We start from the raw sequence: 19,274 nt of genomic DNA, 5'->3' as shown, positions 1-19,274 counted from the left end.
CATGCACTGCCCCTTCTGCCAGCACGACAACACCCGGGTGATCGACTCGCGCGTCTCCGAGGACGGCGCCACGATCCGCCGCCGCCGCGAGTGCGAGGCCTGCGGCGAGCGTTTCTCCACGCTGGAAACCATCGAACTCAAGCTGCCGGCGATCATCAAGTCGGACGGGCGGCGCGAGGGCTTCGATGCGCGCAAGCTGCGCGCCGGCTTCGACCGTGCGCTACAGAAGCGGCCGGTGTCGGAAGAGCAGATCGAGGCCGCGGTGCGCGCGGTGGTGCACGCGGTGCGGATGGCCGGCGAGCGCGAATTGGCCTCGCGGCGGGTCGGTGAATTCGTGATGGGCGAGCTGCGCAAGCTCGACCATGTCGGCTACGTGCGTTTCGCCTCGGTCTACCGCAGCTTCGAGGACGTCGCCGACTTCCGCGAGGAACTGGACCGCCTGGAGCGTGAACTGCCCGGCGAGGGCCAGCTCTCGCTGCTCGGCGGCGAGGTGGTGCCGATCGACCGCCACGCCGACAAGCACCGCCGCAAATGAGGTTTTCCGCGACCGACCACGCGCTGATGGCGCGTGCGCTGCGCCTGGCCGAACGCGGCGCCTGGACCACCCGCCCGAACCCGATGGTGGGCTGCGTCATTGCCCATGGCGACGAGGTGGTCGGCGAGGGCTACCACCAGCGCAAGGGCGGCGCGCATGCGGAAGTGTTCGCGCTGCAGGCCGCCGGCGAACGGGCGCGTGGCGCGACGGCGTACGTCACCCTGGAGCCCTGCGCGCACCATGGCAGCACCGGGCCTTGTGCCGAGGCGCTGGTGGCCTCCGGCGTGGCCCGGGTGGTCGCGGCGATGCGCGATCCGTTCCCGCAGGTGGATGGCGCCGGCTTCGAGCGCCTCCGCGCGGCCGGCATCGCGGTCGAACATGGCCTGATGGAAGCGCAGGCGCGCGAGTTGAACCGCGGCTTCCTGTCGCGGGTGGAGCGCGGACGTCCGTGGCTGCGGGTGAAGCTGGCGACCAGCCTCGACGGGCGCAGCGCTCTGGCCTCCGGCGAATCGCGCTGGATCAGCGGCGAGGCGGCGCGCGCCGACGTGCAGCGCTGGCGCGCGCGCAGCGGGGCGTTGATGACCGGCGCCGGCACCGTGCTCGCCGACGATCCGCGCCTGACGGTGCGCCTGCCTGAAGACGAGGTCGCCGAGGTGCTGCCGCCGCTGCGGGTGGTGCTCGACCCGGGGCTGGCCACGGTCGCGCGCGGCGCGGTGCGCAACGCGGAGGCACCGACCCTGTACCTGCACGCCGAGCACGCCAGGCGCCCGCGCGAATTCGCGATCGAGCACCAGGCGGTGCCGTCCGTCGATGGCCGGCTGGACCTGGATGCGGTGCTGGCGGTGCTGGCCGCGCGGGGCATCAACGAGGTCCAACTTGAAGCGGGTGCGACGCTGGCCGGCGCCTTCCTGTCGGCGGGTCTGGTCGACGAACTGCTCTTGTACGTCGCCCCGGTCCTGCTCGGCGAGCGCGCCCGCCCGCTGTTCCACGGCCTGCAGATCGATGCGATGGCGCAGCGCCTGCACCTGCGCCAAATCGATTGCCGCAGTGTCGGCGAGGACCTGCGCGTGTTGCTGCGCCCGGCCAAGGAGGATCGCTGATGTTCACCGGATTGATCGCCGGCGTCGGCCTCCTGGCCGCGCGCGAACCGCGCGGCGGCGACGCCCGCCTGCGCATCGAGGCCGGCACGCTGCCATTCGAGGGCGTGCAGCTCGGCGAGAGCATCGCCGTCAACGGTTGCTGCCTGACCGTGGTCGCATTCGATGCGCACGGTTTCGCGGTGGATGCGTCGAACGAAACCCTCGCGCTGACCACGCTGGGCCGGCTGGACGTCGGCGCGCCGGTCAACCTGGAACGCGCGATGCTGCCGACCGACCGCCTCGGCGGGCACCTGGTCAGCGGGCATGTCGATGGGCTCGGCTTTGCCGCGAAGCGCTGGGACGATGGACGCGCCGAGCGCTGGCGCTTCACCGCGCCGATGGCGCTGCTGCGCTACGTCGCGCACAAGGGCTCGGTCTGCGTGGACGGGGTCAGCCTCACCGTCAACGCGGTCGACGACACCGGCTTCGAGGTCGCGCTGATCCCGCACACCGTCGCACACACCGCGTTCCACGCGTTGCGCGTGGGCGACGCGGTCAACATCGAAGTGGACCTGCTGGCGCGCTACGTCGAGCGCCTGCTGGCCACCAGGGACCAGGCATGAGCTTCGCGAGCATCCCGGAACTGCTGGACGAACTGCGCGCCGGGCGCATGGTGGTCATCGTCGACGACGAGGACCGCGAGAACGAAGGCGACCTGATCATGGCCGCCGAGTTGGTGCGGCCGGCCGACATCAACTTCATGGTCACCCACGCGCGCGGCCTGGTCTGCCTGTCGCTGACCCGCGAGCGCTGCGCGCAGCTCGGCCTGGACCCGATGGTGCGCGACAACACCTCGCCGCACCACACCAACTTCACGGTCAGCATCGAGGCCGCCGAGGGCGTGACCACCGGCATCAGCGCCTACGACCGCGCGCATACCGTGCGCACCGCGGTGCGACCGGACGCGAAGCCGCGCGACCTCTCGCAGCCCGGCCACATCTTCCCGCTTCGCGCGCAACCCGGCGGCGTACTCAGCCGCGCGGGGCACACCGAAGCCGCCAGCGACCTCGCGCTGCTCGCGGGGTTCGAGCCCGCCGGCGTGCTGGTGGAGATCCTCAACCCCGATGGCTCGATGGCGCGGCGCCCGGAACTGGAGCTGTTCGCCCGCGCGCACGGGCTGAAGATCGGTTCGATCGAGGACCTGATCCGCCACCGGCTCGAGACCGAACATACGGTCGAACGCATCGACAGCCGCGAGATCGACACCGACCACGGCGGCTTCGTCCTGCATACCTACCGCGACCGGCTCAGCCACGGCCTGCACCATGCGCTGGTGCGCGGCGACGTAAGCGGCGACGCACCGGTGCTGGTGCGGGTGCAGGCGCAGAACCCGCTGGCCGATGCGCTGCACTGGCGGCGCAGCGACTTCGGGCCGCTGGTCGGCGACGTGCTGGCGATGATCGCGGACGAAGGCCGCGGCGTGCTGGTCCTGCTCGGCGACGCGCCGGACCCGGATGCGCTGCTCGCGCGGATCCGCGAGCAGCCGGCGCCGCCGGCATCGAAGGCCGGCGCGCTTGCGCAGTGGCGGCGCACCGGCGCGGGCTCGCAGATCCTCGCCGACCTCGGCCTGCACCGCCTGCGCGTGCTGGGCACGCCGCGCCGCCAGGTCGGCCTGGCCGGCTTCGGGCTGGAGATCGTGGCGTACGCCAGCCTGCCGGCGCGGTAAACTGCGCGCCCCCTGCAGGCCACGACCATGCCATTCATCGAAGGCGACTTGCGCGCTCCCCATGGCGCGCGCTTCGCGATCCTCGCCAGCCGCTGGAACCCGCGCATCGTCGATGCGCTGGTGGCCTCCGCGCGCGAGGCCTTCGCCGCCAACGGGGTGGACGAGGCCGCAGTCGACGTGGTCCGCGTGCCCGGCGCCTGGGAGCTCCCGGTCGCGGCGCGCGCCCTCGCCGTCGCCGGCCGGCATGCGGCGATCGTCGCGCTCGGCTGCGTGGTGCGTGGCGATACCCGCCACTACGAGCAGGTGGCGGACGGCGCCTCCGACGGCCTGATGCGGGTCGCGCTGGACACCGGCGTGCCGGTCGCCAACGGGGTGCTGGCGGTGGAACGTTTCGAGGACGCCGCCGCCCGCGCGGGTGGCAGCCATGGCAACAAGGGCGAGGAGGCGGCGCTGGTCGCGCTGGAGATGGCCGACCTGCACCGCAAGCTCCGGGAGGACCCGCAATGAACCGCCACCGCAACGACGGCATCGACCCCGTGGCCCGCTCGCGCTCGCGCCGCCGCGCCCTGCAGGCGGTCTACGCCTGGCAACTCAGCGGCGCCGGCGAACGCGACCTGATCGCACAATTCGCGCACGAGCAGGCGCACGAGATCGCCGACCTCGTGTACTTCGAGGACCTGGTGCGCGGGGTGTTGCGCCACGCCGGCGAGCTCGACGCGGCGCTGGCCGGCCACCTCGACCGCACCGTCGAGGAGGTGGACCCGATCGAGCGCGCCGCGCTGCGCATCGCCGCCTACGAGCTGGTCCACCGCCCCGACGTGCCGTACCGGGTGGTGATCAACGAGGCGATCGATTCCACCAAGCGCTTCGGTTCCGAGCACGGCCACACCTACGTCAACGGCGTGCTCGACAAGGCGGCCGCCAGCCTGCGCAGCCTCGAGGCGCAGGCGCGGCGCTGAGGCCCGCGCCGCGCGCGCGGCCAGCGACGGCACCGGCATGGAATTCGACCTGATCGCGCGCATCCGTTCGCGGGCGGATGCGTCGCGCGCCGACGTGGTGCTGGGGATCGGCGACGACGCCGCGCTGCTGGCGCCTCCGCCCGGCCAGCACCTGGTGGTGGCGATGGACACGCTCAACGCGGGCGTGCATTTCCCCGCCGGCACCGCGCCGGCCGACATCGGCTGGAAGGCGCTGGCGGTGAACCTCTCCGACCTGGCGGCGATGGGCGCGACGCCGGCGTGGTGCACGTTGTCGCTGTCGTTGCCGGCGGGCGACGACGGCTTCGTGGACGGCTTCCTCGATGGCTTCCTGGTCCTGGCCTCGGCGCATGGCGTGGCGCTGGTCGGCGGCGACACCACCCGCGGCCCGCTGTCGGCCTGCGTCACCGCGCATGGATTCGTCGCGCCCGGCTGTGCGCTGCGACGCGCCGGTGCCGGCGTCGGCGACGATGTGTGGGTGAGCGGCACGCTGGGCGATGCCGCCGCGGCGCTGGCGCAATGGCAGGCGGGCGGGGCCATCGATCCGATGCTGCACGCGCGCCTGGACCGCCCGACACCGCGGGTCGCGCTGGGTCTTGCCCTGCGCGGCATCGCGAGCGCCTGCATCGATGTGTCCGACGGCTTGCTGGCCGACCTCGGCCACCTGTGCCTCGCCAGTGGCGTCGGCGCCGAGGTCGAGGTGGAGGCCTTGCCCGCGTCGACGGCCCTCGTGGCGGCATTCGACGCGCAGGCGCGCCGCGGGCTGCAGGCGACCGGCGGCGACGACTACGAGCTTTGCTTCAGCGCACCGCCCGGCCGGCGCGAGGCGATCGCCGCGATGCCGGGCACCACCCGCATCGGGCGCATCGTGGCCGACGCTGGCGTGCGCGCGATGACGTCGGCGGGCGCGCCCTGGCAGCCGGTGCATGCCGGCTACCAGCACTTCGCCTGAGCCTCAGCGCCCGCGGCGCCCCTGGGCGTCGGCTTGCTTGGCGGGATCGGGCAGGGCGGCCACCAGCGGCGCCAGCAGCGAGGCCGGGATCACGGTGACCTTGCCGTCGCCGGCCAGGCCGGGCTGCGCTTCCATCGGACTGTCCGGCGAGACCGCCGCGTTCACCGGCAGCAGCGGCGCGGTGACCCGCAGGTCCTTGGCCACCGGTGCCTGGCCGGTGATGTCGCGGTACAGCGCCAGCGCCAGCATCAACGAACCCTGGATGCTCGGGTGGGTCGCGTCGGGGAGCACGTTGATGCCGGGCTGCGCCTCGCGCAGCGCGGCGAGGACACCTGCGGCGTTGAACATGCTGCCGCCGCTTTCCTTGGCGATCATCCGGATGCTGCGGTCGAGCCGGCCCTGCCAACGTTCGTCCGGCCCCCAGGTCGCGAACAGCAGGGTCTTGCCCTGCGACTTGGCGACCGCAGCGGCGACTTGCTCGTAGGCGCGCAGGCTCGCGGCGCAGGGCGCCTTGCGCTGCTCCTGCGCACTGGCCATGCAGGCGGCGAGCTTGCCGCCCTGTTCCTGCATCACCGCCACGTGCACCGGTCGCGCCTGCAAGGACGCCGCGACGTGCCCGTCCTGCATCCGCTCGGCCAGGGTGCCGCCGGGCGCGGCCCAGGTTTCGGTCTCGATGCGGACGCCCTGCGAGGCCCCGACCGCGCGCAGCAGCGCGGGCAGGTTGTTGGTGTAGGTCAGGCTGTTGCCGACCAGCATCACCCGGTAGGCCTTGGGAGGGGCGGCGTCCTGCGCCGGCGCCGACGAAGCCGCCAGCGACAGTGCGAACAGGGCGGCGGACAGCACGGCAGGACGGCGCATCGTGGGTTTCTCATGGGCGACCGGGCACCGTAGGGGAGCGACGCGGGCCGCCGCGCGTGCCGATGGTTGGGTCAGTCGGCGGCGTCGAACGCGGCGCGCAGCCAGGTCAGGGTGGGCGCATCCGGATCGCCGTCGGCATCCACCACGTCGAAGCGGCAGGGGGCGTCGGCCATCTGCGGATGTCCCGAGAGGAAGGCGCGTGCCGCATGGACCAGCCTGCGGCGCTTGCCGGCATCGACCGAGGCCGCGCCGCCGCCGAATCGGCGTGTCGCCCGATAGCGCACCTCGACGAAGACGACGGTCGCCCCGTCGCGCATCACCAGGTCGAGTTCGCCGCCGCGGCTGGCCGCGTTACGCGCGAGCAACTGCAGCCCGCGGGCCTGCAGCATCGCCAGTGCCGCGGCTTCCGCCGCGTCCCCGCGCGCGCGCCGCGCGTCGGGCATGTCAGCGCGCGCGCTCGTCGACCGGGCGCGCGACACCGCCGCTGAAGCGCGACCAGCTCGGGCGGCGCACCACGTTGCCGAACCCGTCCAGGCTGAGCCGGCCGGTGGTGCCCTGGATGTCCGCATTGGCCGACAGGGCGAGGCGTTCGAGGTAGCCGGTGAGCAGCCAGGCGTCGTAGCCGAAGGCGAACAGGCGCGCCCCCGGCCCGCGGGCCGAATCGACCCGCGAGGCCGCGCTGGCCGGCGTGGGCAGGCCGGGCACGCTGCGCACGGTCCAGGTCTCGATCGGATACACGATGCCGTCGAGGGCGACGTCCTCGGCCGGCTTGCCGGTTCCCGAAACGACCTGCGAGGTCGCCACGCGCGGGAGCCCGCCGAGGCCGGCCATCGCCAGGCGCGGCGCCAGTTCGCGGGCCTGGCTGCCCTTCAGCGCCAGGAACACCGCATCGGGCTTGCCGCCATCGGGTAGCGCCAGCGATGCGCCGGGGGCGTAGTCGAGTTGCCCGGCGATGGCACCACCGCGCGCCTGCAGGCGTGCGCGCAGCGCTTGCGCCGCGCGGCGCTGGATGTCTTCGCCGCCGGCCACCACCAGCACCGAGCGCGCGCCGGCATCCAGCAGGTATTCGGCGGCGGCCACGCCTTCGTCCTCCGGCGACAGCGAGTAGCTCGCGCTGCCGGCCGGCGGCTGGTGCTCGCCACGGTTGAGGGCCAGCAGCGGGACCTGCGGGGTGGCGTCGGCGAACACCGCGTCCACGCCTTCGCGCGCCAGCGGACCGACCACGAAGTCGTTGCCGTCGGACACCGCGCGCGCGTACGCGGCCTTCGCGCCCGCCGCGGTGTCGTAGAAGCGCAGCTCGGGCCGGCGCCGCGATTCCGCGTAGTAGCCGGCCAGGTAGCCATCGCGCACGGATGCCGCGACCGCGGCCTGGGTGCCGGTCAACGGCAGCAGCAGCGCGACCTTCATCGGCGGGCGATAGCCGTCGCGGTCGGCCGGCGGCCGGCCCGCGGTGTCGAAGTTCCAGTCGCTGCGGTCGAACGGGCGCGGCAGCGGCAGGCCGCGGTTGAGCAGGGCGCGGCCGGCGAAGTTGTAGAGCGGTTCGCCCTTCGGCAGCGCCGCCGCTTCACGCGACAGGGTGGCATCGTCCAGCCGTGCCAGCAGCGCGTCGATGCGCGCCGCCGCGTCGCTGCGCGCCCGCCCGGACAGCGTCGCCTGTTCGCGCGCGAGGGCACGGGCCTCGGCGATCGCCGGGTTCTCGACCACGGTCGGCGCGCGTTGCACCTCGGTCGAGGCGCAGCCCGCCAGCGCGGCCAGCAGCAAGGGGATCGCGAGGCGTTTGATGACCACGGCGCGGCGCTCGTTCGGGAACCGGCTAGGATTCTACCCGCGCAGGCAGTGAAGGACGGCGATGCAGATGGCGGCACAAGCGGGGTCCGGGACGCTCCACGTGGTGGCCACCCCGATCGGCAACCTGGGCGACCTCAGCCCGCGCGCGCTGGAGACGCTGAAGCGGGTGGACGCGATCTGCGCCGAGGACACCCGGCACACCCGCCAGTTGCTGGCGCATTTCGGGCTGGAGCGCCCGTTGCTGGCCCTGCACGAGCACAACGAGGGCGATGCCGCCGCGCCGCTGGTGGCGCGCCTGCTGGCCGGCGACTCGCTGGCGCTGGTGTCCGATGCCGGCACCCCGCTGGTCAGCGACCCCGGCTTCCGGCTGGTGCGGGCGGCCCGCGCCGCCGGGGTGCGGGTCAGCCCCGTGCCCGGTCCGAGCGCGTTGGTGGCGGCCCTGAGCGCGGCCGGCCTGCCCAGCGACCGCTTCGTGTTCGAAGGTTTCCTGTCGGCGAAGGCCAAGGCGCGCCGCGAGCACCTGCAGGCGCTCGCCGCCGAGCCGCGCACGCTGATCTTCTACGAATCGTCGCACCGCATCGAGGAGACCCTCGCCGACATGGCGATGGCCTTCGGCGACGATCGGCCCGCGGTCGTCGCGCGCGAGCTCACCAAGCTGTTCGAGACGGTGCTGGATGGCGGCCTCGCCGGGCTGGCCCGGCGCGTGCGCGAGGACGCGAACCAGCGCAAGGGCGAGTTCGTGGTGCTGGTGCAGGGCGCGCCCGAAGCGGCCGATGCGAAGGTAGCCGAAGGACGCCGGCTATATGCGCGCCTGTGCGAGCACCTGCCGCCCTCGACCGCCGCCAAGCTGGCGGCCGACCTCTCGGGTGCGCCGCGCAAGGCGCTGTACGGCGGCTGATCCCGGCATCGCGCGATTCGCGGCGCATGGCGCCTGCGTGCGAGAATGCCCACCGGCGGAGCCGACCAGACAGTCGCGTCATCGAGCCATCGATGCCGAGGAAAGTCCGGGCTCCACAGGGCACGGTGCCAGGTAACGCCTGGGCGGCGCAAGTCGACGGAAAGTGCAACAGAAAGATACCGCCGATGTCCCTGCCGCTGCGGAACACGTGTCGGACGAAGTCCGACAAAGTGCTCCGCACCGCCGCAAGGCGGAGGCAGGGGCAGGCAAGGGTGAAATGGTGCGGTAAGAGCGCACCGCGAGCCTGGCAACAGGCCGGCACGGCAAACCCCACCGGGAGCAAGGCCAAATAGGGACCCCAAGACGTTGCCCGCGTCGGGTCCGGGTAGGCTGCTGGAGCGTAGCGGTGACGCTGCGCGTAGAGGAATGACTGTCGCGGCGTTCGCGCCGAACAGAACCCGGCTTATCGGTTGGCTCCGCCCCTTTTTCCCGGCCATGCCCTTGCGGGCATGGCGCTTTCAGGGATCCAGCGCCAGCCGGGTCTCGCCTTCGGGCGTGCCGCCCGGCCCAAACCGGCGCTCGTGGATGACCGCGCGGCCCGCATGGTCGACGGCGATGAGGGTGCTCGCGCGGGTGCCGTAGCGGGGTCCGCGGATGAAGACCGGCGACAGCGTGCGTTCCAGCGCGAGGCCGACGCCGGTGTCCGGCAGCGCGTCGTCGTCGGCCGGGCGCTCGTCGGCCAGCGCCACCCACAGCGCTTCGGGATCGTCGGTGCCCGCTTCCAGCCAATCGTCCAACGCCGAGGCGAGCCTGCGCGTCTTCGGCCAGGGTGCGTCCAGACGCCCGTTCGAGATGCCGTGCACGCCCGATGCCAACCGCTCGCGCCCGGGCGGGTGGTTGCCCAGGTGCCAGCAGCCCCCGGCATCGGCCAGGACCAGGTGGAAGGGCGCATACGCCGCGGCCGTCGGCTCCAGCGCGGCGGTGCAGGCCTCGGCGTCGAGGTCGCCGGCCAGGAAGCGCACCGGCAGGGCGCCGCGCGAGGGGCCTGCGTGGGGTGGGGGCAGGCCGTCGCGGACATTGGTGACCACCGCCACCTTGCCTGCCGGTCCGATCCCCACCCAGGTGCCGCCCGACTGCAGGTCGCGGCCGGCGAGGAGCCCGGCGTCCGGCCAACGCGCCAGCGGCGCCGTGGGACGGCCATGGAACTCATCCCGGTTGCCGGCCAGCACGAAGCGCCAGCGGGGATGGGCGGACCAGGCGAAGGCGACGACGCACATCCCGCCATTCTCGCCGCAACCCGGTCCGCGACGTGTTCATTTATTGCAATGCAGCACCCGGCATCGGGCGAAGTCCGGAGCACGCACAGGAGTGGGCCAAAGGTCACGGAATCTCAAAATTTGAGACAAAACAGCAGCTTGTGGATAAAGCTTGAACAAGTCTCTGAAGATTGCTGCAAGTCGTTGAAGGGAAAGGCGAAATTCCGTGCACGGAGTTGTTGACAAGGGATAGGGGGCTGCCTAATGTGGTCTCTCGTGGGGAAACCGGGTTTTTAGTGGTTTTTCCGTCATGAACTCCGCAACAGACGGGGGCGACAGGGCAGGGGCATGTTCCAGGGCGAAACCGCCATCACCATCGACGACAAGGGCCGGCTGGCGATTCCGACCGCCTACCGGGAGCTCGTCGCGCGTGCTTGCGGGAACCGCCTGGTGGTGACCTACAGCCCGTTCGAGGCGGGCTGCCTCTACCTGTACCCGTATCCCGTCTGGGAAAAGGTCCGTGATCAGGTCAATGCCCTGCCGCGGGTGCAGAAGACCAGCCGCCTGCTGCAGCTGAAGCTGGTCGGCGCGGCGACCTTCGTGGAACCCGACGGCAACAGCCGGATCTCCCTGCCCGCCAGCCATCGCAGCGCGGTCGGCATCGAGAAGAAGGCGGTGCTGCTGGGGATGGGCGACAAGTTCGAACTCTGGAGCGAGCAGGCGCACCACGCGCAGATCCGGCAGACCCTCGGGGATGCCGACCTGGGCGAGGACCTGCGGGACTTGGCGTTGTGAGCGGCGGTGGCGCGGGCCCGGTGCCTGCCCACCTGCCGGTGATGTTCGCGGAGGTCATGGAGGGCCTCGCGGTGAAGGCGGATGGAACCTACCTGGATGGCACGTTCGGGCGTGGCGGACACGCCCGCGGGGTATTGCAGCGACTCGGGCCCGGAGGGCGCCTGCTGGTGATGGACAAGGATCCCGAAGCGATCGCCGTGGCCAGCGCGCTGGCCGCCGCGGATGCGCGCGTCGCCTGGCGCCGCGGCAGCTTCGCCGACCTCGCCACCTGGCCCCTGGCCGATGCCGGCCTGGATGGCGTGCTGTTCGACCTGGGCGTGTCCTCGCCGCAGCTCGACGTCGCCGAGCGCGGGTTCTCGTTTGGCAAGGACGGCCCGCTCGACATGCGCATGGACCCCGATTCCGGCGAGAGCGCGGCGGCATGGCTGGCGCGCGCCGACGAGCGCGAGATCGCCGACGTGCTGTGGATCCACGGCGAGGAGCGCCAGAGCCGGCGCATCGCCCGCGCGATCGTCGCCCAGCGCGGGCAGGCGCCGCTCGAGCGCACCGCGCAGCTGGCGGCGCTGATCGCATCGGTGATGCCGCGTGGCGACAGCAAGATCCATCCGGCGACCCGCAGCTTCCAGGCGATCCGCATCCACGTGAACCGCGAGCTGGCCGACCTCGAGCTGGGGCTGGATGCCGCGATGGCGCGGCTGAAGCCGGGCGGGCGGCTGGCGGTGATCAGCTTCCATTCGCTGGAAGACCGCATCGTCAAGCAGTTCATGGCACGCCACGCCAAGGCGCCGCCGGCGAACCGGCGGATGCCGGTCGAGGTCGCGTTCACCCCGGCCCTGCGCCTGCTCGGCGGCGCGCAGAAGGCCGGCGACGTCGAGCTGTCGGCCAACCCGCGCGCGCGCAGCGCGGTGCTGCGCGTCGCCGAACGCCTGCGGGAGGCCGCATGAAGGGCGCCTTCATGCTCGGCCTGCTGGTGGCCGCCAACGTGGCCACCGCCCTGCTGATCGTGCGCGACCGCCACGAGCATCGGCAGGGTTTCGTGGCCCTCAACCGCCTCGAGAAGGCGCGCGACGAGCTCAACATCGAGTTCGGCCGCCTGCAGCTGGAGCAGGCGACGTGGGCGGAGAGCAACCGCGTCGACCAGGTCGCGCGGATGCGCCTGGGGATGGTGTTCCCGCGCACCGAAGACATCGTGGTGCTGCGTCGATGAAGCGCCCGCCCTTCCCCTGGCCGTTCGCGGGCAACGACGATCCCGACCGCCGCGAGCGCGCGCGTCGCGAATCCGCGCGCGCGCCGTCCGCCCGCCCGCGCGCGCAGCGCGTGGTGTTCGACCTGCGTCGCCGCCTGCTGCTGGTGGGTGGCGCGCTGGGCCTGTGCTCGGTCGCGCTGCTGGCGCGCGCGCTGGACCTGCAGGTGATCGACAAGGCCTTCTACCAGCAGCAGGGCGATGCCCGCTTCCTGCGCGAACTGCCGATCGCGGTGTCGCGCGGGATGATCACCGACCGCAACGGCGAACCGCTGGCGATCTCCTCGCCGGTGGAGTCGATCTGGGCCAACCCCAAGGAACTGCTGAAGTCGCCGGCGCGCCTGCCGGCGCTGGCGCAGGCGCTGGGCATGCCGCAGGACGAGTTGGCGACCCGGCTGAGCCAGCGCGCCGACAAGGAGTTCGTGTTCCTCAAGCGCCGCATCAACCCGGACGAGGCCAAGCGCATCCTGGCGCTGGAGATCCCGGGCGTGTCCTCGCAGCGCGAATACCGCCGCTTCTACCCGCAGGGCGAGGCGGTGGCGCACGTGCTCGGTTTCACCAACATCGACGACCGCGGCCAGGAAGGGCTGGAGCTGGCGTTCGACGACTGGTTGCGCGGCACCCCGGGCGCCAAGCGCGTGATCCGCGACCGCCGCGGCCGCATCGTCGAGAACGTGGACCTGCTGCGCCCGGCGCAGCCCGGGCACGACCTCGCGCTCAGCATCGACCGCCGCATCCAGTTCCTCGCCCATCGCGAGCTGCGCACCGCCCTGCAGGAGACCGGCGCGAGCAGCGGCTCGGCGGTGGTGCTGGACGTCGCCACTGGCGAGGTGCTGGCGATGACCAACCTGCCGACCTTCAACCCGAATGCGGTGGGTGGCGGCCCGCGCGACGCGCACCGCAACCGCGCGGTGACCGATCTGTTCGAGCCGGGTTCGACCATGAAGCCGCTGACCGTGGCCGCGGGCCTGGAAGCCGGCGTGATCACCCCGGCTTCGCTGTTCAACACCAATCCGGGCTGGATCCCGAACGGCCGCTACCGCACCACCGACACCCACAACTACGGCGTGCTGGACACCACCGGGGTCATCCGCAAGAGCTCCAACGTCGGCGCGGCGATGATCGTGCACCGCCTGGGCAACAGCCAGTTCTACGAGTTCGTGAAGCGCTTCGGCTACGGCCAGCGCACCGGCAGCGGGTTCCCGGGCGAGTCCGCCGGCGTGTTCCCGGCGCCGGACCGCTGGGACGGCACCAGCAAGCAGACCATGAGCTACGGGTACGCGTTGAGCGTCACCCCGTTGCAGATCGCCACCGCGTACGCCGCGCTGGGCAATGGCGGCAAGCTGATCCCGCCGAGCTTCATCAAGGGGCAGCACGGCGAGCCGCGGCAGGTGCTGGACCCGAAGATCGCCGGCGAGGTGCTGCGCATGATGCAGACCGTCACCGAGCCCGGCGGCACCGCCACCCAAGCCGCGATCCTCGGCTACCACGTGGCCGGCAAGACCGGCACCTCGCGCAAGGCCAGCGCCGGCGGGTATTCGCGGCGCTACATCGGCTACTTCGCCGGCCTGGTGCCGGTGGACAAGCCGCGCTTCGCGATGGTGGTGATGGTCAACGACCCGGATCCGGGCCGCAAGGGTTACACCGGCGGTTCAGTGTCGGCGCCGGTGTTCCGCAACACGATGGAAGGCGCGCTGCGGCTGATGGACGTGGCGCCGGACAACCTTGAGACCTGGCTGGCCGCGCAGGCCGCCGCCGAGGCCAAGCGCAAGCCCGCCAACGCCGCCACGGCGCCGGCGCTGCCGACGCCCGTCGCCGCTGGCGCGAGGGCGCCGCAATGACCCGCGCGATGCTGCTCAGCGAACTGCTGCCGGAGCTGGAAGGGCTGTCGGCGGAACTTGCGGTGACCGGCCTGGTGCAGGACAGCCGCGAGGTCGCGCCGGGCGATGCGTTCGTCGCGATCGCCGGCTTCGGTGCGCATGGCCTGCATTTCGTGGACGCCGCGCGCGCCGCAGGCGCCTCCGCGATCCTGTTCGAACCGCCGGCCCCGGACGACCTGCCGGCCCCGGACGACGCAATCGCCGTGCCCGGCCTGCGCAAGCGCATGGGCGCGATGGCCGACCAGTTCCATGGCCAGCCCAGCGCGGCCATGACCACGGTGGGCGTCACCGGCACCAACGGCAAGACCTCGACCGTGCAGTTGCTGGCGCAGGCCTGGACCCTGCGCGGCCAGAAGGCCGGCACCGTCGGCACGCTGGGCGCCGGGGTGTGGCCGAAGATCGTGCCCACCGGCTTCACCACGCCGCTGGTGCTGCGCCTGCATGCCTTGCTGGCCGAGTTGCGCGACGAAGGCGCGCAGGCGGTGGCGATGGAAGTGTCTTCGCACGCGCTCGACCAGGGGCGCGTGGACGGTGTGCACTTCGACGTCGGCGTGTTCACGAACCTCACCCGCGACCACCTCGACTACCACGGCGACATGGCCAGCTACGGCGCGGCCAAGGCGCGCTTGTTCGACTGGCCGGGCCTGCGCGCCGCCGCGGTCAACCTGGACGACGCGTTCGGCCGCGAGCTGTTCGCCGCGGTCGGCGGCAAGGTCCACGCGATCGGCTTCTCCTCCCGCGGTGCCGCCGGCGCCAGCGTGCGCGCCGAGGACCTGCACCTGGATGGCCGCGGCATCCGCTTCATGCTGCATGCCGGCGGGCAGGCGCACCCGGTGCGTTCGCCGCTGCTCGGCCGCTTCAACGTCGACAACCTGCTCGCGGTCGCGGCTACGTTGTTCGCGCTGGGCATGGCGCCGGCGCTGGTCGCCGAAACGCTGTCGCAGCTGGTGCCGGTCGACGGCCGCATGAACCGCCTCGGCGGCGAGGCCGGGCAGCCGCTGGTGGTCATCGACTACGCGCATACCCCGGACGCGCTGGAACAGGCGCTGGCCTCGCTGCGCGGCCACACCGCCGGCCGCCTGCTGTGCGTGTTCGGCTGCGGCGGCGAGCGCGACACCGGCAAGCGCCCGCAGATGGCCGCGATCGCCGAACGGCTGGCCGACCGCGTGGTGGTCACCGACGACAATCCGCGCCGCGAGGATGGCGATGCCATCGTCACCGGCATCCTCTCCGGTTTCGCCGATCCGTCGCGGGTCGTGGTGCAGCGCGACCGCGCCCGCGCCATCGCGCTGGCGATCGCCGAGGCCGGCGCCGACGACGTGGTGCTGGTCGCCGGCAAGGGCCACGAGCCGTACCAGGAGATCGACGGCATCCGCCATCCGTTCGACGACACCGAGGTCGCCCGCGACCTGCTGCGCGCGCGCGCGGCGGAGGAGGCGCGATGATCCGGCGCAGCCTGGCCTGGATCGCCGAGGCGACCGGCGGCCGCCTGGTCGGCGGCGACCGCGAGGTCGATGCCGTCGCCACCGACACCCGCGCGCTGCCGCCCCTGTCTTCCCTTCCCCCGCAAGCGGGGGAAGGTGCCCGCAGGGCGGATGGGGGCACGCTGTTCGTGGCGCTCAAGGGCGCGAACTTCGACGGCCACGACCACGTCGCCACCGCCGTGGCCGGCGGCTGCGTCGCCGCGCTGGTCGCGCGCGAGGTCGAGGCCGGCATCCCGCAGGTGGTGGTCGCCGACACCCAGCGCGCATTGGCCGACATGGCCACGGCGGCGATGCGCGCGCGCCGCCACGGCAAGGTGGTCGCGATCACCGGCAGCAACGGCAAGACCAGCGTCAAGACGCTGGTCGCCGCGGTGCTGGCCCGCGCCGGCCGCGTGCATGCCACGCCGGGCAACCGCAACAACGAGATCGGGATGCCGCTGGCGGTGCTCGACGCGCCCGAGGACGCGGACTTCGCGATCTACGAGATGGGCACCGGCGCGCCGGGCGACATCGCCTACCTCACCGCCATCGCCCGGCCCCACGTCGGCTTGGTCAACAACGTGGCGCCGGCGCACCTGGAGCGGATGGGCAGCCTGCTGGAGATCGCCAACACCAAGGCCGCGGTCTACGACGACCTGCGCGATGGCGGCAGCGCGGTGGTGAACGCCGACGACGCGTTCGCGCCGTACTTCGCGCAGCGCGCGGGTGGCCATGCCGTCGTGCGCTTCGGGCTGGACCACGATGCGGACGTCGCCGCGCGCGACATCGTCCTGGCCGGCGAGGGCAGCCGCTTCGTGCTGGCCACCCCGCGTGGCGAGGCCGAGGTGGCGCTGGCGCTGCCGGGCCGCCACAACGTGCGCAATGCGCTGGCCGCCGCCGCGGTCGGGCATGCGCTGGGGCTGGACCCGGCCACGATCGCCGCCGGCCTGGGCGATGCGCGCACGGTCGCGGGCCGCCAGCAGGCGCGCCGGCTGCGCAGCGGCGCGATGCTGGTGGACGACAGCTACAACGCCAATCCCGGCTCGATGGCCGCCGCGATCGAGGCATTGGCCGCGGCCACCGCCGAAGGCGAGGAAGCCTGGCTGGTGCTCGGCGACATGCGCGAACTGGGCCCGGACGAGGCGGCCCTGCACGCGCAGGTGGGGGCGCAGGCCAAGGCCGCCGGCATCGCCCGGCTGTACGCGCTGGGCGCGTTGAGCGCGCATGCCGCGCATGCGTTCGGCGCCGGTGGCGCGGTGTTCGCGTCGCATGCGGGGCTCGTCGATGCGCTGGCGCCGGCGCTGCGCGCGGGCGTGCGGGTGCTGGTCAAGGGGTCGCGCGGCAGCGCGATGGACACGATCGTGAAGGCGCTCCTGCAGCGCGAGGCCGACGAGGCCGGGGGAAACGCCGATGCTGCTTGAACTGACCCGCTGGCTGGAGCAACTGCAAAGCCACTTCGGCCTGTTCGCCTACCTGACCTTCCGCGCGATCCTGGCCGCGCTGACCGCGCTCGCGTTCTCGCTGTGGTGGGGCCCGGCGATGATCCGCCGCCTGGCCCAGCTCAAGGGCGGCCAGCCGATCCGCAAGGACGGGCCTCAATCGCACTTCTCCAAGGCCGGCACGCCGACCATGGGCGGCGCGCTGATCCTGCTGACCGTGGCCGCCGCGGTCCTGCTGTGGGGCGACCTGCGCAACAAGTACGTGTGGGTGGTGCTGGTGGTGATGGTCGGCTTCGGCGCGATCGGCTGGTGGGACGACTGGATCAAGATCGTCAAGCGCGATCCCAACGGCATGCGCTCGCGCACCAAGTACGCGCTGCAGTCGCTGCTGGGCCTGGCCGCCGGCATCTACCTCTACGCCTACGCCGACGTCCCGGCGGCGACCACCTTCTACGTGCCGCTGTTCAAGTCGGTGGCGCTGCCGCTGGTCGGGATCAGCTTCGTGGCGATCGCCTACTTCTGGATCGTCGGCTTCTCCAACGCGGTCAACCTCACCGACGGCCTCGACGGGCTGGCGATCATGCCCACCGTGCTGGTCGCCTGCGCGCTGGGCGTGTTCGCCTACGCCTCCGGCAACGCGGTGTTCGCCGAATACCTGCAGATCCCGCGGGTGCCGGGCGCGGGCGAGCTGGTGATCATCTGCGCGGCGATCGCCGGCGCCGGCCTCGGCTTCCTGTGGTTCAACACCTACCCGGCGATGGTGTTCATGGGCGACATCGGCGCGCTGGCGCTGGGCGCGGTGCTCGGCACCATCGCGGTGATCGTGCGCCAGGAACTGGTGCTGGTGATCATGGGCGGCATCTTCGTCATCGAGACCCTGTCGGTGATGATCCAGGTGGCGTCGTTCAAGCTGACCGGCAAGCGCGTGTTCCGGATGGCGCCGATCCACCACCACTTCGAGCTGAAGGGCTGGCCGGAGCCGCGGGTGATCGTGCGCTTCTGGATCATCAGCGTGGTGCTGGTGCTGGTCGGGCTGGCCACGTTGAAGGTGCGTTGATGGACGACCTGCGCCAAGCCACCCGCCTCGACGCCATCGGCGGCCGCTTCGACCCGTGGCTGCTCGGGGTGTCGATCGCGCTCGCCTGCATGGGCGTGGTGATGGTCGGCTCGGCGGCGATCGCCGGCGGCGGCGTGGATGCCGGCCCGTGGTACTTCCTCAGCCGCCACGCGATGTTCCTCGCCGGCGGGCTGGTGCTGGCGACGATCGCGATGCGCACCGAGCTGAAGTGGGTGGAGCAGCACAGCCGCCTGCTGCTGCTGGCCTGCGCGATCCTGCTGCTGCTGGTGTTCGTGCCCGGGATCGGCAAGACCGTCAACGGCGCGCGCCGCTGGATCAACCTCGGCGTGTCCAACTTCCAGGCGGTGGAGGCGGTCAAGCTGCTCTACATCGTGTGGCTGGCCAGCTACCTCAAGCGCTTCAGCGAGGACGTGGCGGTCACCTGGTACGCGATGCTCAAGCCGGTCGGCGTGGTCGGCATGCTGGTGGTCCTGCTGCTCGCGCAGCCCGATTTCGGTTCGTCGGTGCTGCTGCTCGGGATCACCGCCTGCATGCTGGTGCTCGGCGGCGCGCCGGTGCGGCGCATCGCGCTGCCGATCCTGCTGATGCTGCCGGCGCTGGTGCTGCTGGTGGTGTTCGAGCCCTACCGCATGCGCCGCGTGACCTCGTTCATGGACCCGTGGCAGGACCAGCTGGGCGCGGGCTACCAGCTCAGCAACGCGCTGATGGCGATCGGCCGCGGCGAATGGTTCGGCGTCGGCCTCGGCGCCTCGGTGCAGAAGCTCTCCTACCTGCCGGAGGCGCATACCGACTTCATCTTCTCGGTGATCGCCGAGGAACTGGGGCTGGTCGGCGTGTGCCTGGTGATCGGGATGTACGCGCTGCTGGCCGGTCGCGCGTTCTGGCTGGGCCTGAAGTGCGCCGAGATGAAGCGCCACTTCGCCGCCTACATCGCCTTCGGCGTGGCCTTGTGGATGAGCCTGCAGAGCCTGGTCTCGATGGGCGTAAACCTGGGCATGCTGCCGACCAAGGGCCTGACCCTGCCGCTGATTTCCTCCGGCGGTTCCAGCGTGCTGATGACCTGCGCCGCGCTCGGCGTGCTGCTGCGCGTCTCCTACGAATACGACCGCGCCGCGCGCCAGGTCGCGAAGCTGCGCGGCGTGGCCAGCCAGCCGAGCGTCGGCAGCGCGCCGGCGACCTCGCAACCGCCGCTGCCGGCGGAGGCCGCCAACCGCGGCACCAGCCGCCTGCGCCAGCGGGTGGAGCCGGTGCTGGGCGCGGCGATGGACCTCGGCGCGGGTGCCCCGCGGAGGCCGCGTTGAACGCCC

General features: G+C 72.4%; 20 protein-coding genes and 1 other RNA gene. 17 read left to right on the top strand and 4 right to left on the bottom strand.

Annotation, left to right across the window (positions count from 1 at the left end; all coding sequences use genetic code 11):
* Position 1: 1 nt before the first annotated feature.
* From nrdR to thiL, 7 genes are read left to right on the top strand one after another with little or no spacing between them, the layout of a single operon-like run.
* Positions 2-535, top strand: coding sequence for a transcriptional regulator NrdR (gene nrdR, locus ON759_RS09760; protein WP_271680178.1), 534 nt, complete (start codon positions 2-4; stop codon positions 533-535).
* On the top strand, positions 532-1,635 hold the full coding sequence (ribD, locus tag ON759_RS09755) for a bifunctional diaminohydroxyphosphoribosylaminopyrimidine deaminase/5-amino-6-(5-phosphoribosylamino)uracil reductase RibD (protein WP_271680177.1): 1,104 nt from the start codon (positions 532-534) through the stop codon (positions 1,633-1,635). Before nrdR ends, ribD begins: the two co-directional genes overlap by 4 nt.
* Entirely contained in the window at positions 1,635-2,237 is a 603-nt protein-coding gene (locus ON759_RS09750) for a riboflavin synthase (RefSeq protein ID WP_271680176.1), read from the top strand. The genes ribD and ON759_RS09750 overlap by 1 nt, the downstream gene beginning before the upstream one ends.
* Positions 2,234-3,340, top strand: a complete 1,107-nt coding sequence (ribB, locus tag ON759_RS09745; protein ID WP_271680175.1) for a 3,4-dihydroxy-2-butanone-4-phosphate synthase — start codon at positions 2,234-2,236, stop codon at positions 3,338-3,340. Before ON759_RS09750 ends, ribB begins: the two co-directional genes overlap by 4 nt.
* A gap of 27 nt (positions 3,341-3,367) precedes the next feature.
* Positions 3,368-3,847 (top strand): 6,7-dimethyl-8-ribityllumazine synthase, encoded by a 480-nt coding sequence (gene ribH / locus ON759_RS09740; RefSeq protein ID WP_271680174.1) that lies wholly within the window; start codon positions 3,368-3,370, stop codon positions 3,845-3,847.
* Positions 3,844-4,299 (top strand): transcription antitermination factor NusB, encoded by a 456-nt coding sequence (nusB, locus tag ON759_RS09735; protein ID WP_271680173.1) that lies wholly within the window; start codon positions 3,844-3,846, stop codon positions 4,297-4,299. The genes ribH and nusB overlap by 4 nt, the downstream gene beginning before the upstream one ends.
* 37 nt (positions 4,300-4,336) lie before the next feature.
* The gene (gene thiL, locus ON759_RS09730) at positions 4,337-5,269 is read left to right on the top strand and encodes a thiamine-phosphate kinase (protein WP_271680172.1); all 933 of its coding nucleotides are present in this window, start codon (positions 4,337-4,339) and stop codon (positions 5,267-5,269) included.
* A 3-nt stretch (positions 5,270-5,272) separates the two neighbouring features.
* On the opposite strand, the gene ON759_RS09725 is transcribed toward thiL, so the two are convergent.
* The 3 genes from ON759_RS09725 to ON759_RS09715 form a co-directional block, all read right to left on the bottom strand.
* Positions 5,273-6,127, bottom strand: a complete 855-nt coding sequence (locus ON759_RS09725) for a hypothetical protein (protein WP_271680171.1) — start codon at positions 6,125-6,127, stop codon at positions 5,273-5,275.
* Between the two features lie 71 nt (positions 6,128-6,198).
* Positions 6,199-6,570: a YraN family protein gene (locus tag ON759_RS09720; RefSeq protein ID WP_271680170.1), complete on the bottom strand. Its 372-nt coding sequence runs from the start codon at positions 6,568-6,570 to the stop codon at positions 6,199-6,201.
* A gap of 1 nt (position 6,571) precedes the next feature.
* The gene (locus ON759_RS09715; protein WP_271680169.1) at positions 6,572-7,915 is read right to left on the bottom strand and encodes a penicillin-binding protein activator; all 1,344 of its coding nucleotides are present in this window, start codon (positions 7,913-7,915) and stop codon (positions 6,572-6,574) included.
* A 67-nt stretch (positions 7,916-7,982) separates the two neighbouring features.
* Here ON759_RS09715 and rsmI point away from each other — a divergent pair, with 67 nt between their 5' ends.
* The gene (gene rsmI / locus ON759_RS09710; protein ID WP_271680296.1) at positions 7,983-8,813 is read left to right on the top strand and encodes a 16S rRNA (cytidine(1402)-2'-O)-methyltransferase; all 831 of its coding nucleotides are present in this window, start codon (positions 7,983-7,985) and stop codon (positions 8,811-8,813) included.
* 57 nt (positions 8,814-8,870) lie between these two features.
* Positions 8,871-9,295: RNase P RNA component class A (gene rnpB / locus ON759_RS09705), an RNA gene on the top strand.
* 36 nt (positions 9,296-9,331) lie between these two features.
* Here the strand turns inward: rnpB and ON759_RS09700 are convergent.
* A complete protein-coding gene (locus ON759_RS09700; protein WP_271680168.1) occupies positions 9,332-10,090 on the bottom strand; it encodes an NRDE family protein in 759 nt (252 codons plus the stop codon).
* A gap of 327 nt (positions 10,091-10,417) precedes the next feature.
* Between ON759_RS09700 and mraZ the strand changes: the two genes are divergently transcribed.
* Genes mraZ through ftsW form a run of 8 tightly spaced genes read left to right on the top strand, consistent with a single transcriptional unit; the run spans position 10,418 to position 19,268 of the window.
* A complete protein-coding gene (gene mraZ, locus ON759_RS09695; RefSeq protein ID WP_271680167.1) occupies positions 10,418-10,864 on the top strand; it encodes a division/cell wall cluster transcriptional repressor MraZ in 447 nt (148 codons plus the stop codon).
* 41 nt (positions 10,865-10,905) lie between these two features.
* A complete protein-coding gene (rsmH, locus tag ON759_RS09690) occupies positions 10,906-11,808 on the top strand; it encodes a 16S rRNA (cytosine(1402)-N(4))-methyltransferase RsmH (RefSeq protein WP_425608473.1) in 903 nt (300 codons plus the stop codon).
* 11 nt (positions 11,809-11,819) lie between these two features.
* Positions 11,820-12,071: a cell division protein FtsL gene (gene ftsL, locus ON759_RS09685; protein ID WP_425608472.1), complete on the top strand. Its 252-nt coding sequence runs from the start codon at positions 11,820-11,822 to the stop codon at positions 12,069-12,071.
* Entirely contained in the window at positions 12,068-13,948 is a 1,881-nt protein-coding gene (locus ON759_RS09680) for a peptidoglycan D,D-transpeptidase FtsI family protein (protein ID WP_345780549.1), read from the top strand. Before ftsL ends, ON759_RS09680 begins: the two co-directional genes overlap by 4 nt.
* Positions 13,945-15,432, top strand: coding sequence for a UDP-N-acetylmuramoyl-L-alanyl-D-glutamate--2,6-diaminopimelate ligase (locus ON759_RS09675; RefSeq protein WP_271680164.1), 1,488 nt, complete (start codon positions 13,945-13,947; stop codon positions 15,430-15,432). The genes ON759_RS09680 and ON759_RS09675 overlap by 4 nt, the downstream gene beginning before the upstream one ends.
* On the top strand, positions 15,429-16,871 hold the full coding sequence (locus ON759_RS09670) for a UDP-N-acetylmuramoyl-tripeptide--D-alanyl-D-alanine ligase (RefSeq protein WP_271680163.1): 1,443 nt from the start codon (positions 15,429-15,431) through the stop codon (positions 16,869-16,871). Before ON759_RS09675 ends, ON759_RS09670 begins: the two co-directional genes overlap by 4 nt.
* Positions 16,861-17,946 carry a phospho-N-acetylmuramoyl-pentapeptide-transferase gene (mraY, locus tag ON759_RS09665; RefSeq protein WP_271680162.1) on the top strand — a complete coding sequence of 362 codons (1,086 nt, stop codon included), beginning with the start codon at positions 16,861-16,863 and terminating at the stop codon, positions 17,944-17,946. The genes ON759_RS09670 and mraY overlap by 11 nt, the downstream gene beginning before the upstream one ends.
* On the top strand, positions 17,946-19,268 hold the full coding sequence (ftsW, locus tag ON759_RS09660; RefSeq protein WP_271680161.1) for a putative lipid II flippase FtsW: 1,323 nt from the start codon (positions 17,946-17,948) through the stop codon (positions 19,266-19,268). Before mraY ends, ftsW begins: the two co-directional genes overlap by 1 nt.
* Positions 19,269-19,274: the final 6 nt, after the last annotated feature.

This window comes from Thermomonas mangrovi (assembly GCF_028201335.1).
In the GTDB taxonomy this organism is placed as follows: domain Bacteria; phylum Pseudomonadota; class Gammaproteobacteria; order Xanthomonadales; family Xanthomonadaceae; genus Thermomonas; species Thermomonas mangrovi.
The sequence above is the reverse complement of the archived record's forward strand: the minus strand, read 5'-3'. Positions and strand labels throughout refer to the sequence as shown.